This window comes from Brachybacterium sp. GPGPB12, assembly GCF_038396325.1.
GTDB lineage: Bacteria > Actinomycetota > Actinomycetes > Actinomycetales > Dermabacteraceae > Brachybacterium > Brachybacterium conglomeratum.
Window position 1 is genome coordinate 3,823,661 of sequence record NZ_CP149573.1, and the last position, 15,479, is coordinate 3,839,139.

The 15,479-nt window shown below is 73.3% G+C and carries 13 protein-coding genes and 7 pseudogenes; 11 read left to right on the forward strand and 9 right to left on the reverse strand.

What is annotated here, in order from left to right:
* The 11 genes and pseudogenes from folE to WKH84_RS22275 all read left to right on the forward strand — a co-directional run bounded on the left by folE (position 1) and on the right by WKH84_RS22275 (position 9,321).
* A pseudogene (gene folE, locus WKH84_RS22225) lies at positions 1 to 568 on the forward strand (GTP cyclohydrolase I FolE).
* A 70-nt stretch (positions 569 to 638) separates the two neighbouring features.
* Positions 639 to 1,040, forward strand: a pseudogene (locus WKH84_RS22230) (dihydropteroate synthase); the annotation flags it as partial.
* Positions 1,041 to 1,147: 107 nt separating this feature from the next.
* Positions 1,148 to 1,681: a dihydropteroate synthase gene (locus WKH84_RS22235; RefSeq protein WP_341857010.1), complete on the forward strand. Its 534-nt coding sequence runs from the start codon at positions 1,148 to 1,150 to the stop codon at positions 1,679 to 1,681.
* Positions 1,591 to 1,830, forward strand: a pseudogene (locus tag WKH84_RS22240) (dihydroneopterin aldolase); the annotation flags it as partial. The gene WKH84_RS22235 and the pseudogene WKH84_RS22240, both read left to right, overlap by 91 nt.
* The gene (folK, locus tag WKH84_RS22245) at positions 1,816 to 2,937 is read left to right on the forward strand and encodes a 2-amino-4-hydroxy-6-hydroxymethyldihydropteridine diphosphokinase (RefSeq protein ID WP_341857011.1); all 1,122 of its coding nucleotides are present in this window, start codon (positions 1,816 to 1,818) and stop codon (positions 2,935 to 2,937) included. The pseudogene WKH84_RS22240 and the gene folK, both read left to right, overlap by 15 nt.
* A 192-nt stretch (positions 2,938 to 3,129) precedes the next feature.
* Positions 3,130 to 3,660 (forward strand): PH domain-containing protein, encoded by a 531-nt coding sequence (locus WKH84_RS22250; protein ID WP_341855139.1) that lies wholly within the window; start codon positions 3,130 to 3,132, stop codon positions 3,658 to 3,660.
* The gene (locus WKH84_RS22255; protein ID WP_341855140.1) at positions 3,657 to 5,345 is read left to right on the forward strand and encodes a PH domain-containing protein; all 1,689 of its coding nucleotides are present in this window, start codon (positions 3,657 to 3,659) and stop codon (positions 5,343 to 5,345) included. Before WKH84_RS22250 ends, WKH84_RS22255 begins: the two co-directional genes overlap by 4 nt.
* Positions 5,251 to 6,243, forward strand: coding sequence for a DUF2520 domain-containing protein (locus WKH84_RS22260; RefSeq protein WP_341855141.1), 993 nt, complete (start codon positions 5,251 to 5,253; stop codon positions 6,241 to 6,243). The genes WKH84_RS22255 and WKH84_RS22260 overlap by 95 nt, the downstream gene beginning before the upstream one ends.
* Before the next feature lie 14 nt (positions 6,244 to 6,257).
* Complete coding sequence (gene panC / locus WKH84_RS22265) at positions 6,258 to 7,112, forward strand: pantoate--beta-alanine ligase (RefSeq protein ID WP_341855142.1); 855 nt, start codon at positions 6,258 to 6,260, stop codon at positions 7,110 to 7,112.
* 69 nt (positions 7,113 to 7,181) lie between these two features.
* Positions 7,182 to 8,662: pseudogene (gene lysS, locus WKH84_RS22270) on the forward strand (lysine--tRNA ligase).
* A 326-nt stretch (positions 8,663 to 8,988) separates the two neighbouring features.
* Positions 8,989 to 9,321, forward strand: coding sequence for an Lsr2 family protein (locus tag WKH84_RS22275; protein WP_263311297.1), 333 nt, complete (start codon positions 8,989 to 8,991; stop codon positions 9,319 to 9,321).
* 141 nt (positions 9,322 to 9,462) lie between these two features.
* Here WKH84_RS22275 and WKH84_RS22280 read toward each other — a convergent pair whose 3' ends face one another.
* From WKH84_RS22280 to mqo, 9 genes and pseudogenes are all read right to left on the reverse strand, one after another.
* Positions 9,463 to 9,999, reverse strand: a complete 537-nt coding sequence (locus WKH84_RS22280; RefSeq protein WP_341857012.1) for a hypothetical protein — start codon at positions 9,997 to 9,999, stop codon at positions 9,463 to 9,465.
* A complete protein-coding gene (locus WKH84_RS22285) occupies positions 9,972 to 10,445 on the reverse strand; it encodes a hypothetical protein (RefSeq protein ID WP_341855143.1) in 474 nt (157 codons plus the stop codon). Before WKH84_RS22285 ends, WKH84_RS22280 begins: the two co-directional genes overlap by 28 nt.
* Positions 10,442 to 10,807, reverse strand: a complete 366-nt coding sequence (locus WKH84_RS22290) for an LUD domain-containing protein (protein ID WP_341855144.1) — start codon at positions 10,805 to 10,807, stop codon at positions 10,442 to 10,444. Before WKH84_RS22290 ends, WKH84_RS22285 begins: the two co-directional genes overlap by 4 nt.
* Before the next feature lie 11 nt (positions 10,808 to 10,818).
* Positions 10,819 to 11,256: a hypothetical protein gene (locus WKH84_RS22295; RefSeq protein WP_341855145.1), complete on the reverse strand. Its 438-nt coding sequence runs from the start codon at positions 11,254 to 11,256 to the stop codon at positions 10,819 to 10,821.
* Between the two features lie 39 nt (positions 11,257 to 11,295).
* Positions 11,296 to 12,318, reverse strand: coding sequence for an LUD domain-containing protein (locus tag WKH84_RS22300; RefSeq protein WP_341855146.1), 1,023 nt, complete (start codon positions 12,316 to 12,318; stop codon positions 11,296 to 11,298).
* 59 nt (positions 12,319 to 12,377) lie between these two features.
* A pseudogene (locus tag WKH84_RS22305) lies at positions 12,378 to 12,887 on the reverse strand (LUD domain-containing protein); the annotation flags it as partial.
* Positions 12,884 to 13,051, reverse strand: coding sequence for a hypothetical protein (locus WKH84_RS22310; RefSeq protein WP_341855147.1), 168 nt, complete (start codon positions 13,049 to 13,051; stop codon positions 12,884 to 12,886). The pseudogene WKH84_RS22305 and the gene WKH84_RS22310, both read right to left, overlap by 4 nt.
* Positions 13,048 to 13,833, reverse strand: a pseudogene (locus WKH84_RS22315) ((Fe-S)-binding protein). The gene WKH84_RS22310 and the pseudogene WKH84_RS22315 overlap by 4 nt, the downstream one beginning before the upstream one ends.
* Before the next feature lie 61 nt (positions 13,834 to 13,894).
* Positions 13,895 to 15,375, reverse strand: a pseudogene (mqo, locus tag WKH84_RS22320) (malate dehydrogenase (quinone)).
* Positions 15,376 to 15,479 lie beyond the last annotated feature (104 nt).

Consider the following 15,479-nt stretch of genomic DNA (forward strand, 5'->3'; position numbering starts at 1 on the left):
ATGGCGGTGGACCGGCCCCGGGTCGAGGCGGCGGTGCGGGAGCTCCTCGCCGGGATCGGCGAGGACCCCGACCGCGACGGCCTCCTGGAGACCCCCGCGCGGGTGGCGCGGATGTACGCCGAGGTCTTCGAGGGGCTGGAGCAGGACGCGCACGAGCCGCTGTCGACGACCTTCGACATCGAGCACCAGGAGCTGGTGCTCGTGCGCGACATCGCCTTCCACTCGATGTGCGAGCACCACCTCTTTGCCCTTCCACGGGATGGCGCATGTGGGGTACATCCCCGGCGGCGGTGCCGTCACGGGGCTGAGCAAGCTCGCCCGCCTGGTCCACGTCTACGCCCGACGCCCGCAGGTGCAGGAGCGGCTCACCTTCCAGATCGTCGATGCGCTGATGGACGAGCTCGGTGCGGCCGGCGCGATCGTCGTGATCGAGGCGGAGCACATGTGCATGTCGATGCGCGGCGTGCGCGCCGCCGGGGCCCGCACCATCACCAGCGCCGTGCGCGGCATGCTCCGGGACAGCTCGAGCACCCGCAGCGAGGCCATGGCCCTGATCAACGGACGGTGAGGTCGTGCCCATCCCCGTGCGCCGCCCCGAGGGCCTGCCGGACCGCCTCGGCGGGGACGACACCCTCGTCATGGGGGTCCTGAACGTCACCCCCGACTCCTTCTCCGACGGCGGGAAGCACGACAGCGCCCCCGACGCGATCGCCCACGGCCGCCGCCTGGTCGCCGAGGGCGCCGCGATCATCGACATCGGCGGGGAGTCCACCCGCCCCGGTGCCCCGCGCGTCCCCGAGGAGGAGGAACTGTGCCGGGTGATCCCCGTGGTCGAGGCCCTCGCCGCCGAGGACGTCGTGCTCAGCGTGGACACCATGCGCGCCTCCGTCGCCGCCTCGAGCATCGCGGCCGGGGCCCTCATCGTCAACGACGTCTCCGCCGGCCAGGCCGACGTGCGGATGGGGGCGCAGGTCGCCGAGTCGCGCACGCGCCTGGGCACCCCGCCGGTGTTCATCGCGATGCACTGGCGCGGCCACAGCGACGTCATGAACGACCTCGCGCGCTACGAGGACGTCGCCCACGACAGCACCGCCGAGCTCGGCGACCGCCTCACCACGCGCGCGAGGCCGGGATCGAGGACCGCTTCCTGGTCGCCGATCCGGGCCTCGGCTTCTCCAAGACGGGGGAGCAGAACTGGGACCTGCTGGCCGACTGGGACGCGATCGCCTCCCACGGCCTTCCCGTCCTCATCGGCGCCTCGCGCAAGCGCTTCGTCAGCGCCCTCGACGTGGACCGCGACGCGGCGACCGCCGCGATCAGCGCCTACAGCGCCGAGCACGGCGCCTGGGCGGTGCGCGTCCACGAGGTCCCTCCAACCTCGCCGCGGTGCGGGTCGGGGACCGGTCGCGTCGGAGCAGGCGCCGATGAGCCCGCACGACGGCGAAGACGCACGACGACAGCGCGCACCACGGCGGAGCGGGCCACGGCGGCGCGCATCACGGCTCCGCGACGGCGTCGATCGGACGCCTGGACCGCATCGAGGTCACCGGCATCCGCGCCTGGGGCCATCACGGCGTCCTCGCCGCGGAGAAGGAGATCGGCCAGGAGTTCGCGGTCGACGTCGTCCTGCACCTCTCGACCGCTGCGGCCGGCCGCAGCGACGTCCTCTCCCGCACCGTGAACTACGCCGAGGTCGTCACGGCCGTGCACGAGGAGATCGGCGCCGGCCCCCACGACCTCGTCGAGACCCTCGCCGAGCGGATCGCCGAGAGGATCCTCGAGGAGACCGGTCATCCGCTGGTGCGCCGCGTCGGCGTGCGCGTGCACAAGCCCGCCGCCCCGGTCGGACTGCCCGTCGGCGGGGTGTCCGTCGCGATCGAGCGCGACGCGCGCCCCGTCCCCGCCGTGCTCGCGCTCGGCAGCAACCTCGGCGACCGCGAGACACATCTGCGCGGGGCGCTCGATGTGCTCGCCTCCCACCCGGGCACCGAGATCTCCTGGACCTCGCCCGTGCTCGAGACCGCCCCCGTCGGCGGGCCGGACGGCCAGGGCGCCTATCTCAACGCCGTGGTCGGCGTGACCACCGAGCTCGGCCCCCACGACCTCCTCGCCCTTGCCCACCGCGCCGAGCGGGCCGCCGGACGGCAGCGACTGGTGCGCTGGGGCGAGCGGACCCTCGACGTGGACGTGATCGCCTACGGCGACTGGCGCAGCGAGGACCCCGACCTCACCGTGCCCCACCCCCGCGCCCACGAGCGCGCCTTCGTGCTCGGCCCCTGGCATGCCGCGGACCCCGCCGCCGAGTCGCCCGGCCGCGGACCGGTCGAGGCGCTCCTCGCCCGCGCCGCGGACCGCGAGGACCTGCGCCCGGGCCCGGTGCTCGAGGGCTTCGACACCCCGGCCTCCCGGACGGGGAGGGAGCGGCGGAGTCGTGAGGCCCCTGAACATCCCGGTGCTCGTGCTGATCCTCGTGATCGGTGCGGGCTTCGGGGCCCAGATGCTCGAGACCCTCGCCGCCCGCGGCCACTCCTCCCGATCGCGGGTTGGCTGACCACCCTGGTGTCGCTGGCTCTGGCCGCGGTGTCGCTCGCCTACGGCCTCCCGATGCGCCGCTACCTCCAGGAGAGCGAGGAGCGCCGCAACAGGCCGTCCTACACGCCTCGACGGCACCAGATCGACCTGCCCACCGCCTATCGCACGGTCCTGCTGGCCCGGGCCTGCGCCTACACCGGCGCGATCATGGGCGGGATCTTCACCGGCCAGGCGCTGTTCCTGCTGATCACCGGCACCGGCGACCTGCTCGGCGCGATCCTGCCGACCGCCGCCGCCGCGGTCTCCGGCATCGTGCTCGGCGTGCTCGGGGTGATCGTGGAGCGGTGGGGCAAGCTCCCGCCCGACGGCGACGGCTCCGCCGAGGGTGCGGAAGCCGGGTCCTGACCGAGAGCTTCGAGCCCTCCGACCCCGCAGCGAGGCGGGCCTGCGAGCCGCCGGTCGGCGGAGCGGGGCGCGGGCGAGGACCGACCTTCGGCGGAGCGAGCGGCGCCGAGCGTCGCACAGCGCCTCCGGCCCGGGATGACACGATGTCCCCATGACCTCCTCCGCGCCCGATGCCCGACCGCCGCGCCCACGGTGACGCCCCACGACGCCCTGCCGACCGAGGTCTCGGACGCCCCCGGGGCGCGACTCGGCGAGCAGGGTCTGCGACCGGTCTCGCCGAAGCTCGTCCCGGCCCGCTATCTCGCGGGGATCCCCGGCTACGTGATCGGGGTGTCGCTGACCATCGGCGCGATCGTCGCGGCGGTCCTGACCGGATGGTGGTGGCTGGGGCTGACGGCCATCGTGCCGCTGGTGCTGGTGGTGCAGGGCCTCGCGCTCACCCCGCGACGGGTGCGGGCGATCGGCTATCGCGAGGGGGAGGAGGACCTCACCGTCGCCCTCGGGATCATGTTCCGCTCCGTGCACACGATCCCCTACGGCCGCGTGCAGTCGGTGAAGATCGACGAGGGGCCGGTGGACCGCCGCTACGGCCTCGCGAAGCTCACGCTCAGCACCGCCCATGACGGCGCCGGCGTCACCCTGCCCGGCCTGCCGAAGGACGAGGCCGAGCGCCTGCGCGCCCTGCTCACCGCGCGCGGCGTCGAGCTGATGGCGGCGCTGTGACCGCCCCCGGCCCCGAACCCGCCCCCGACCCCGTGCCCGGAGCGCCCCGCCACCGCACCCATCCGATCACGCCGCTGGTGACCGGCTGGAAGGTCGTCGTGGGCGTCATCGCGGTGCTCACCGCCCAGAACATCGCCCAGCTGGCGAACGAGTTCACGATCCGGCGCGCGCTGATCGGACTGGGCATCCTGCTCCTCGTCGTCCTCGTGGCGATCGTCCTGTCGGCCCTCAGCTGGTGGTTCACCACCTACGCGGTGGACGAGGACGGCGTCTCCGTGCACAGCGGCATGATCAGCCGCTCTCGCGAGTACGCGCCGCGGGCACGCATCGAGTCCGTCTCGATCGAGCGCCCGCCGCTGGCCCGCCTGCTGGGGCTGGCGAAGGTGCGCGTCGAGGTCGCCGGCGGCGGCGAGTCGTATCTCGACATCGAGTACGTCTCCTCCGCCCGCGCCGAGGAGCCGCGCCTGGGCATCCTCGAGGTCGCGGCCGGGACGCCGGCCCCGCCCACCGACGCCGCTCCCGTCGAGGCGGCTCCGGCCGACGGTACGAGCGCGGAGGCCTCCACGGCCCACGCTGGCGGCCCGACCGAGGGCTTCTCCGCCCCAGGCCGCCAGGACGCCCGCGGCGCCGCTCACGAGCACGGCGGTCGCCTCGAGGAGGTCCTGTACGACGGGGTGACCGACGGCGAGCTCATCGCGAGGATCCCCACCGAGCGGCTCGTCCGCTCCCTCGTGCGGGACCTCGGCTTCCTCACCGGGCTCGTCATGGGCGTCGTCGGCGTGGTCGTCGCGGTGCTCCTCGCCCTGTGGCAGGAGGGCTTCTCGATCGCGATCCTGGCCGCGCTGGCGCCCACCGCGATCGCGGTGCCGAAGTACGTCTTCGGCCGGATCGACTCCGGCTGGGGCTTCGTCTCCCGCTTCAGCGAGCGCGGGTCGCGGATGCGTCGGGGCCTGGCCAACACGCGCACCGACAACATCGCCGCCGGTCGCATCCAGCGCTTCGACCTGCGCCGCCCCTTCCTCTGGCGCGGCCCCGGCTGGACCGCGGTCTCCGCGACCGTGGCCGGCATCGATGACGACGACGGAAACGGCGCGACCAGCGTGCTCCCGGTCGGCACCCGCGAGGAGTCGCGGCAGACCCTCGGCCGGCTCAGCGCGCCGCTGGGCACCGACGACGACCTCGCGACGATCGAGCACCTCCTCACCGCCCGGGCCCGCGACCTGCCCGGCCTGCGCACCCCGGTGCGCTGGTACTGGATCGCCCGCCGCACCGAGGTGAGCATCCTGTCGCCGGGAGCGCTCGTGCACCGCAGCGGCCTCGTGTCCCGCAAGCTCAGCATCGTGCCCCGCGAGAGGATCCAGGAGCTGAGGCTCGAGGACGGCCCGCTCGCCCGCCGTCTCGGCGTGCTGGACCTCCATGTCGAGGGCGCGGGGGACTCGCTCCTGCTGGAGAACCTGCGCCGCGAGGACGCCCTCGCCGTGCACGCCGTGCTCGCCGCGGACGCCCGCACCCTGCGCCGCTACCGGGATCGCGAGAGCTGGCCCCGTCCCGCGCTCGCGCCCGTCGGCGCCGCCGCGCCGGCGCCCGGCAGTGACCCCGCCAGCGTCCCCGGGAGCGACCCCGAGCACGAGTCGCCCGCCGCACCCGCCCCCGGCCCGTGCCCCGGCGGGCAGGAGACCCGATGACCCCGCCCCGCCTCGGCATCGGCGTGATCGGCGCAGGACGCGTCGGCGCCGTGCTCGGCGCCGCGCGCGCACCGAGGGACACGCGCTCACCGGCGCCTACGCCGTCTCCGACGCCTCCCGGGAGCGGGCCGCGGAGCTCCTGCCCGGTGTGCCGCCGCTGGACGTCCCCGCCCTCGTCGAGCGCAGCGAGATGTCGCTGCTCGCCGTGCCCGACGACCAGCTCGGACCGCTCGCGAGCGGGATCGCCGCGACCGGCCTCGCCCCCGGCGGGCGGCTCGTCGTCCACACGTCCGGCCGCTACGGCACCGAGGTGCTCGCCCCGCTCGCCCGCGCCGGCGCCGCGACCCTCGCGATCCACCCGGCGATGACCTTCACCGGCACCCGCACCGACCTGCCCCGGCTCGTCGGTCGCCCGATGGGGATCACCGCCAGCGAGGAGTTCCTGCCCGTCGCCGCCGCGCTCGTGGAGGAGATGGGCGGCGAGGCCGTCGTCATCGCCGAGGGCGACCGCCCGCTCTACCACGCCTCCCTCGCCCACGCCGCGAACCATCTCGTGGTCCTCGTGGACCAGTCCCGCAGGGCGCTGGCCCGGCTCGGCATCGAGGACCCCGGCGCCTACCTCCGCCCGCTGCTCGAGGCGGCGCTCGAGGAGTCGCTGCAGCGGGGGAGCGGGGCGCTGACCGGCCCGGTGGTCCGCGGGGACGCCGGCACCGTCGCCGCCCACCTCGACGCCCTCGCCGACCTCGACGCCACCGCCGCCCCGCTCGAGCCCGGCGACGTGAGCGACACCTACCGCGCCCTCGCCCTCGCCGCGCTCGCGCGTGCGAGACTCCCCGAGGGCGACCGGGAGACGATCCGGACGCCGCTGGAGGCGGCCCCGCCCCCGGAGGAGAGCTGAGGAAGGACCCCGCCGTGCCCGAGAGCACCCCGCGCACCACGCTCGTCACCACCAAGTCCGCGGCGCGCGAGCACCGTGCCGCGATGGACGGGACGGTCGCGGCGGTGCTCACCATGGGCTCCCTCCATGCCGGGCACCTGGCCCTGGTCGAGAGGGCCCGCGAGCTCGCCGACCACGTGATCCTCACCGACTTCGTCAACCCCCTCCAGTTCGGGCCCGGGGAGGACTACGAGGCCTATCCCCGCGACCTCGAGGCGGACCTCGCCCTCGTCGACGGGCTCGTGGACCTCGTCTTCGCCCCGGGCGTGGAGGAGATGTACCCCGTCATGCCGCCGACGATCTCCGTGAGCGCCGGTCGCGCCGGCACGGTCCTCGAGGGCGCCGCCCGGCCCGGCCACTTCGACGGCGTCGTCACCGTCGTCGCGAAGTCGCTGCGCCTGACGGACCCGCACCTGAGCGTGTTCGGGCGCAAGGACGCCCAGCAGCTCGCGATCATCCAGCGCCTGGTCGCCGACCTCGACCTGCCCGTGCGGATCGAGCCTGTGGAGATCCAGAGGGAGGAGACGGGCCTCGCCCGCTCCAGCCGCAACGCCTATCTCTCCGCGGACGGGAAGGAGCAGGCTCTGGCCCTGTCCCGCACGATCGCCGCGGCGCTCGCGGCCGCCCCCTCCCTCTCCGGCATCCAGGACGCGCTGGAGGCCGCGCGGGAGCGGGCCGAGATCGACTGGGACTACGCGCTCGCCCTGGACCCCGCGACCCTCGAGCCCGCCGCTCCCGACCACCGCGGCGAGGTGCTCGTCGTGCTCGCCGGACGCGTCGAGGGCACCCGGTCGCTGGACGCCGCTGTGGCGGTGGCGACAGCACCCTGATCCCGGAGGCCGTCACGCGCGCGGTGATGAGACAATCGCAGCCATGAGCGAGAACCCCCTGCCTCCGAGGTGACCGACAGCTCCGACCAGATCGCGGTCCGACGGTCCAAGCGGGAGCGCCTGCTGGCGCGCGGGGAGGAGCCCTATCCCGTCTCCGTCCCCGTCACCGCCACGATCGCCGAGGTCCGCGCGGAGTACGGCCACCTCGAGGCCGGGGTGGAGACGGACGACGAGGTCGGCGTCTCCGGCCGCGTCGTCTTCCAGCGCAACACGGGCAAGCTCGCCTTCGTCACCCTCCAGGACGGCGCCGGGGAGCGTCTGCAGATCATGGCCTCGCAGGCCGTGATCGGCGAGGAGCGCCTCGCCGCTCTCAAGGCCGACGTCGATCTCGGCGACCACGTCTTCTTCCACGGCCGGGTCGGTGCGTCCCGGCGCGGCGAGCTGAGCATCTTCGCCGACTCCTGGCAGATGGCCGCGAAGGCGGTGCGCCCCTCCCGGTGCTCCACGCGGACCTCTCCGAGGAGTCGCGGGTGCGCCGCCGCTACGTCGACCTGATCGTGCGCCAGGAGGCGCGGGACGCGGTGCGCCTGCGCTCCGAGGTCATGCACTCCCTGCGCGAGTCCTTCCGCGGTCGCGACTTCGTCGAGGTCGAGACCCCGATGCCGCAGGTGATCCCCTCGGGTGCGGCGGCACGGCCGTTCGTCACCCACATGAACGCCTTCGACCTGGACCTGTACCTGCGGATCGCGCCGGAGCTCTTCCTCAAGCGCGCCGCGGTGGGCGGGCTCGAGAAGGTCTACGAGATCAACCGCAATTTCCGGAACGAGGGCGCCGATTCCACGCATTCGCCCGAGTTCGCGATGCTCGAGTCCTACCAGGCCTACGGGGACTACGACTCGATCGGCGAGCTCACGCAGTCGCTGATCCAGGAGGCCGCCGAGGCCGCCACCGGCTCCCAGGTCGTCACCCTCGCCGACGGCACCGAATACGACTTCTCCGGGGAATGGGCGAAGATCACCGTCTACGGCTCGCTCTCCGAATCCCTCGGCGAGGAGATCACCCCCGAGACCACCCCGGCGCGCCTGCGGGAGATCGCCCGCTCGCTCGAGCTGGACCTCGACCACCCGAAGTACGGCCACGGCAAGCTCGTCGAGGAGCTCTTCGAGCATCGCGTGGGCGACCACCTGCACGAGCCGACCTTCGTGCGCGACTTCCCGGTGGAGACCAGCCCGCTGGTGCGCGCCCATCGCAGCACGCCCGGCGTGGTCGAGAAGTGGGACCTGTACGTGCGCGGCTTCGAGCTCGCCACCGGCTACTCCGAGCTGGTCGATCCCGTCATCCAGCGCGAGCGCTTCGCCCAGCAGGCGGAGCTCGCCGCCCAGGGCGACGACGAGGCGATGCGCCTGGACGAGGACTTCCTCGAGGCGATGGAGTACGCGCCGCCGCCGACGGGAGGCATGGGCATGGGCGTGGACCGCCTGCTCATGGCCCTGACGGGGCTCGGCATCCGCGAGACGATCCTGTTCCCGCTCGTGAAGCCGGGGGCCTGAGATGGACTCCGGGTTCTGGTTCGAGGCCGGTGCGCCGCTGCCCTCGATCGGCGTGGGGTCGCTGTTCTGGTTCGTGATCCGCTCGCTGCGCGGGCCGACCGCCGCGAGCGGGAGGCCGAGCGCCAGGCGGAGCAGGAGCCGCTCGAGCGGAAGCGACCCCGGAAAGATCCCTGAGACGGCGGCGCGAGTGACGAGGAATGCCCCTTCGTCCACACGCCCCGTAATCAGATTGAAATGACCGGCCTCGTAATGGATACTGGGCGATATCGTGAACACCCCATGTGTTCATGATGAAGTCCGGAAACCACCAGCGAGGGAGAACCCCTATGGCACGGAAGACCTACGTGGAGCTCATCGACGACATCAACGGTGACAAGGCCGAGGAGACGGTGAGCTTCGCCCTGGACGGCGTCGCCTACGAGATCGACCTGACGGCCGAGAACGCGGAGAAGCTCCGCGAGGAGCTGAGCGGGTGGGTCGGCAAGGCGCGCCGCGTCGGGGGTCGCCGCACCCGCGGCACCGCCTCCGGCTCCCGTGCGAGCTCGAACGACTCCTCGCGCATCCGCGAGTGGGCGCGTGAGGCGGGCTACGAGGTCCCCGACCGCGGCCGGATCTCCAGCGCGATCCGCAAGGCGTACGAGGAGGCCCACGGGGAGTGATCCCCGCACGGCGGCCGTGAGCCGCCGACGCCTTCGACGAGGGCCCGTGACCGTCATGGTCACGGGCCCTCGTCCTGTCCTGGGCCGCGCTTCGGGCGGCGTCCCCCGCCCGCCGTCGGGCCCGCCGCGCCGTTCAGCTGGTCACCAGCCGCGGATGCTCCAGGAGGCGGCATGCTCGTCGCCCGGGGCAAGGCGCACCACGTCGGTGCCGCTGCGGAAGGCGTCCGGCGGGCAGGTCATCGGCTCGACCGCGAGGCCGCGGCGGTGGTGGTCCGGCTCCGGGCGGTCCCCGGTGTGGATCTGGAGCCACGGGCACTCGGGACCGGCGGTGAGCTCCACCCCGGTGCCGCCGGGAGCGGTGACGGCGACATCCAGGCGCCCCTCCGCGTCCCGGGCGAGGTCGGTGAAGGCGTGGTCGATGAACAGGTCGCCGAGAACGCGCGGAGCGGAGAAGTCGAAGGGATCACCGGGCGGGACCGGTGCGGTGCCGGTGGGCAGCGGCCGGTCCTCGGTCACCGTCAGCACCGTGCCCGCCGTGACCTGCAGCGACCACTCGTCCAGCGGCTCGGGGCCGGCGACGAGATAGGGATGGGGGCACACCCCGTAGGGGGCGTCGCGCCGGCCGAGGTTCCGGGCGGTGACCGTGGTGGTCAGCCCGTCCTCAGGGAGAGCGCGCAGCGGACCGTGAGCAGCAGGTGGAAGGGATAGCCGGGGGTGGGGAACAGCTCGGTGCGCAAGACCACCTCGTCCTCGCCCACCGACGCGGGGGTGAAGGACTGGAAGGAGACGAGCCCGTGGAGGGCGTTGCCGCGCTCGGGCTCGCTGAGCGGGGTGCGCGACTCCTCACCGTCCCACACGTAGGTGCCGTCCCCGATCCGGTTCGGCCAGGGCGCCACGATCGCGCCCCGGTAGAACAGCATCGGCCCCTCCTCGGGGCCGCGGAGCACGAGATCCCGACCGCCGACGGTGAGGGACTCGAGCGTCGCGCCGACGGTGGAGATCTCGGCGCGGTAGTCCCCGGCGACGATGACAAGCAGGTCGCCGCGATCGCGGGCGGCACGGCCCGCGTCCCCGGGAGCGTCGGCGGGGGCGTCGAGGTCGGCGGGCGTGAGGGGAGTGGTCATCGGTCGCTCTCCTGGGAGGTGGGGGTGGTGGGGCCGCTGTCGGCCGGAGGGCGGGCGGGGGCGTCGGGGCCGGGCTCCGGTGCGGGTGACGTCTCCGGCTCGGGTGTCGGCGTCGGCTCGGGCTCGACGAGCACGACCTCGAGACGGCGCGGCCCGTGCACGCCCTCGACCCGGTCGAGCTCGATGTCGCTGGTCGCGCTCGGCCCGGAGATCATCGTCCACGCGGCACGGGGATCCTCGGCCATGCGCTCGATGCCGCGCGGCACCCCGAGCACCACCTGCTCGGCCTCGACGACCACGACGTGCCGGTCCGGGACCAGCGAGATCGCGCGCCGGCCGCCGAGAGCGTCGCCCCGCAGCACGATCGTGCCGGTCAGCGCGATGGCGGTGTGGCGCCGGTGAGCACGGCGTCGATCCCGTCGAGCTCGCGGGGCGAGGCGGTGCCGTCGTCGACGGTGACAGCGACGCCGGGCGGCGGCATCCACTCGGGCGGCAGACCGGCGGGGACCACCGCCGAGGCGGCGTCGCCGAGCGCCGCGGCGATCGCGGCCGGGAGCTCCGACGCCGTGGTGCGGTGCACCACCGCGGTGTAGTCCTCGAGCCGCTGGACGAGCACGTCGCGCACCTTCTCCGGGGCGGTGCCGAGCTCCTGCCTGTCGTCGGAGCGCTGGTAGTCGCGGGGCACGTCCTCGGCGTCCGTCACCGCATCGCGGCGCGGGGCCGCGAGCGCGGTGCGCACGCGCGCGAGGATCTCCTCCTTCGCGCTCATCCCGGGCGTGCGGGCGGGGCGGGCGTCGGTCCAGTCGTTCACGGTCGCTCCTCCCCGTCGGGGGTGCCGACGGGCGATGCATCACCGTCCGGGGCGGGGCCGTCGACCGACCGCGCGCGGCCCCTCTCGCCGGGCCCGTCGGACGCCGGTCGCTCCGGGCCCCGAGCGACGCGCTCCTTCTCGCGCTCGTCCCACCAGGACCGGAAGGACTGCGAGGGACTGGGCAGATCGCGGTGGTCGGTCCAGCCCGGGATGATCGGCGCGCCCCGGGAGCCGTCCGATGTTCGCGCCGGGCAGCAGCGAGGACAGCGGCTTCGCCGAGCGGACGGCGAGGTCGTAGGCGCGAGGGGAGGACATCAGGCGGCTCGCGCCCTTCAGCGCCAGGTCCCAGCCGCCGTGGAACTCGCCGCGCGCCTCGCGGCGCCGGTCCACGTCCTTCGCACGCAGGTGCACGAGGATCTCGGGGATGTCGATCTTCACCGGGCACACGTCGTAGCAGGCGCCGCACAGGCTCGAAGCGTAGGGGAGTGTCGAGTTCGGGTCGTCGGTGCCGCTCATGCCCGTCATCTGCGGGGAGAGGATCGCGCCGATCGGGCCGGGATAGGTCGAGCCGTAGGCGTGGCCGCCCGTGCGCGCATAGACCGGGCACACGTTCAGGCAGGCCGAGCAGCGGATGCAGTGCAGGGCGCCGCGCCCCTCGGGGTCCTCCAGCACCGACGATCGCCCGTTGTCCAGCAGCACCAGATGGAACTCCTCGGGGCCGTCGCCCTCGTGCACACCCGTGAAAAGAGTCGTGTACGGGTTCATCCGCTCCCCGGTCGAGGAGCGGGGCAGCGAGCGCAGGAACACCTCGAGGTCCTGGAAGGTGGGGACGATCTTCTCGATCCCGACCACGGAGATCAGGGTCCGCGGCAGGGTCAGGCACATCCTCCCGTTGCCCTCGGACTCCACGACCACCAGCGTGCCCGTCTCGGCGACCGCGAAGTTCGCCCCGCAGATCGCGACCGAGCCGGGCATGTCCAGGAACTTCTCGCGCAGGAAGCGGCGCGCCGCCTCCGCGAGCTCGGCCGGGTCGTCGGTGATCGACGGATCGAGATCCGGCATCGCCGCCAGGAAGATCTCGCGGATCTCCGCGCGGTTGCGGTGGATCGCGGGGACCAGGATGTGGGAGGGGTGTCGTCCGCGAGCTGGACGATGAGCTCGGCGAGATCGGACTCGATCGCCCGGATGCCCGCATGCGCGAGCGCCTCGTTCAGGCCGATCTCCTGGGTCGCCATCGACTTGACCTTCAGCACCTCCCGGGCATCGCGCTCGAGGGTGAGGCGGGTGACGATCTCGGAGGCCTCCTCGGCATCGCGGGCCCAGTGCACGACGCCCCCGGCGGTCGCCACCGACTCCTCGAGCCGCTCGAGCGGCTCCGGGAGATGATCGGTGACCTGCCACTTCAGGGCGCCGCCCGCGCTGCGGAGCTTCTGCCAGTCGCGCACCTCGCGCACCGCCCCGGCGCGCTTGCCCTGGATCGTCGAGGTCGCGTGGCGCATGTTCGCGCTCAGGGTCGCATCGCCCAGCGCCTCCCGCGCCGCCTCCGGGAACCCGCGCTCGCCCCGCAGGGTCGAGACGGGCGAGGCGTGCTGGGGGCGGACGGTCGGCATGCCCAGCTGGACGGTGCTCATGCGACCATCTCCTCCCGCTCGTTCCTCGCAGTTCGTCGACCGGCGGAGCGGCTCTCGACCATCTCCTCCCGCTCGTTCCTCGCAGTTCGTCGACCGGCGGAGCGGCTCTCGACCATCTCCTCCCGCTCGTTCCTCGCAGTTCGTCGACCGGTCCTGGTGCTCATGAGGCCCTCCCGAGGATCGTCTCCGACGGGACGAAGGGGTCCTCCTTCGTCGAGGCGAGGATCTGCGCGAGATGCACCGACCTCGGCGCCGCCCCGGTGCGGTGCGCCTTCCCGCCGATGTTCATCAGGCACGAGGCATCGCCCGCGACCACGAACTCCGCACCGGAGGCGACGACGTTCGCGGCCTTGTCGGTGACCATCGCGTCGCTGGTGGCATCGTTCTTCACCGAGAAGGTGCCGCCGAAGCCGCAAGCAGGTGTCGGACTCGGGCAGGTTCTTCACCTCGATGCCCTCGACCGCGCGCAGCGGCTTCAGCGGGCGCGGCCCCACCTTCAGGAAGCGCATCGAGTGGCAGGTGGGGTGGTAGGTGACCGAGTGGGGGAAGTACGCGCCCACGTCGGTCACCTTCAGCACGTCCACCAGCGGCTCGGAGAGCTCGTAGGTCTTCGCGGCGACCGCGGCGGCGCGCTCCTCCAGCGCCGTGTCGCCCTCGTGCCGGGCGACCAGCGCGTGCTGGTCGCGGACGCGCCGGTGCAGGAGCCCGAGGGCATCACGATCGCGTCCACCTCCTCGAGCGCCGGCTCGAAGGTGTCCACGAAGGAGCGCACGATCGGTGCGGCCTCGGTGTAGTAGCCGGAGTTGGTGTGCATCTGGCCGCAGCAGGTCTGCCGCCTGTCGAACACCACCTCGTGGCCCAGCCGCTCCAGGAGGGTGACGGTGGCCCGGGCGACGTCCGGGGCCATCACGTCCACGAGACAGGTGGTCATCAGCGAGATCCGCATGAGCTCTCCTGGGGCGGCGAGGCGTCGTCGTCGACGCGCAGTGGGCGAGGCCGGGTGGCTCTCAGTGGGCGAGGTCGAGGACGGCGGCGGTCCGCTCGAGGGTGCGATGCGCGAGCTCCGCATCCTCCGAGAGGTGGGTGCCCCAGCTGGGGATCATCTGCTGCAGCGCGGGTCGCCACGCCTCGATGCGCTGGGGGAACATCTTCTCGAGCATCGTGAGCATGATGCTCGTCGCGGTCGACGCGCCCGGGGAGGCGCCGAGCATGCCGCCGATCGAGCCGTCGGCCGCGGTGATCAGCTGGGTGCCGAACTGCGAGACGCCATGCTTCTTCTTGTCGGGGGCGATCACCTGGACGCGCGCCCGGCGGTGACCTCCTCCCAGTCGGACATGTCGGCGGCGGGCATGTACTCCAGCGGCGCCTCGAAGCGCTTGTGGGTGGTCGCGGCGAGCTGCGAGCCGAGGTAGACCATGAGGTCGAGGTTCGGCGGCGCGACCGCCATCATCTGGGTGAGGTTCGAGGGCTTGATCGACTCGAAGAGGTCCGTGTAGGAGCCGGACTTGAGGAACTTCGGCGACCAGCCCGCGTACGGGCCGAACATCAGCGAGCGCTTCCCGCCGACGTACCGGGTGTCCAGGTGCGGGACGCTCATCGGCGGGGCGCCGACGGCGGCCTTTCCGTACACCTTCGCGTCGTGCCGCGCGATGACGGCCGGGTCGGTGCGGCCGCGCCCACTGGCCCGAGATCGGGAAGCCGCCGAAGCCGCGGATCTCCTCGATCCCGGACTTCTGCAGCAGCGGCAGGGCGTAGCCGCCCGCGCCGACGAACACGAACGGCGCGCGCACCACGCGCAGGGAGTCGTCGGCCGTCCGCGCACCATGACGCCCCAGTCGTTGCCCATGCGGCGCAGGTCCACGACCTCGGAGCCGGTGGCGACGGTGGTCCCGGCGCGGGAGGCGAAGTCGAGCATCTCTCGGGTCAGGGCCCCGAAGTCGACGTCCGTGCCGTCGGGCGACCAGGTCGCGGCGATGGTCTCGGTGACCGGTCGGCCCTCGGAGACCAGCGGCGCCCACTCGGCGAGCCGGGCGTGCTCGGTGGTGAACTCCATGCGGTCGAAGAGCGGGTTGGCGACCAGAGCCTCGTGGCGGCGTCGCAGGTAGTCAGCGTTCTCCATCCCGTGCACGAAGCTCATGTGCGGGACGGTGTGAATGAATCGGGAGGGGTCGCCGATCCGGTCGTTCTCCACGAGATGGGCCCAGAACTGGCGCGAGACCTGGAACTGCTCGTTGATCGCGATGGCCTTCGCGGGGCTGACGGAGCCGTCCACGTCCTGCGGGGTGTAGTTCAGCTCGCACAGCGCGCTGTGCCCGGTCCCCGCGTTGTTCCATGCGTCGCTGGACTCCGCGCCGAGGGAGTCCAGGCGCTCGAGGACCACGATGTCCCAGTCCGGCTCGAGCTCGGTGAGCATCGCGGCGAGGGTCGCGCTGGCGATGCCGCCGCCGATCAGCACCGCATCCGCGCGGGTCACGTCCAGGTCTGCCATGTCTCTCCGTTCGAAAAGCTTACTCGCGCCGGTGCGGGCGCCGCACGGGGCGAGGCTCGGGTGCCGCTTCGGGGGATGACTGCGTCGGCCGCGGCCACCCTCCG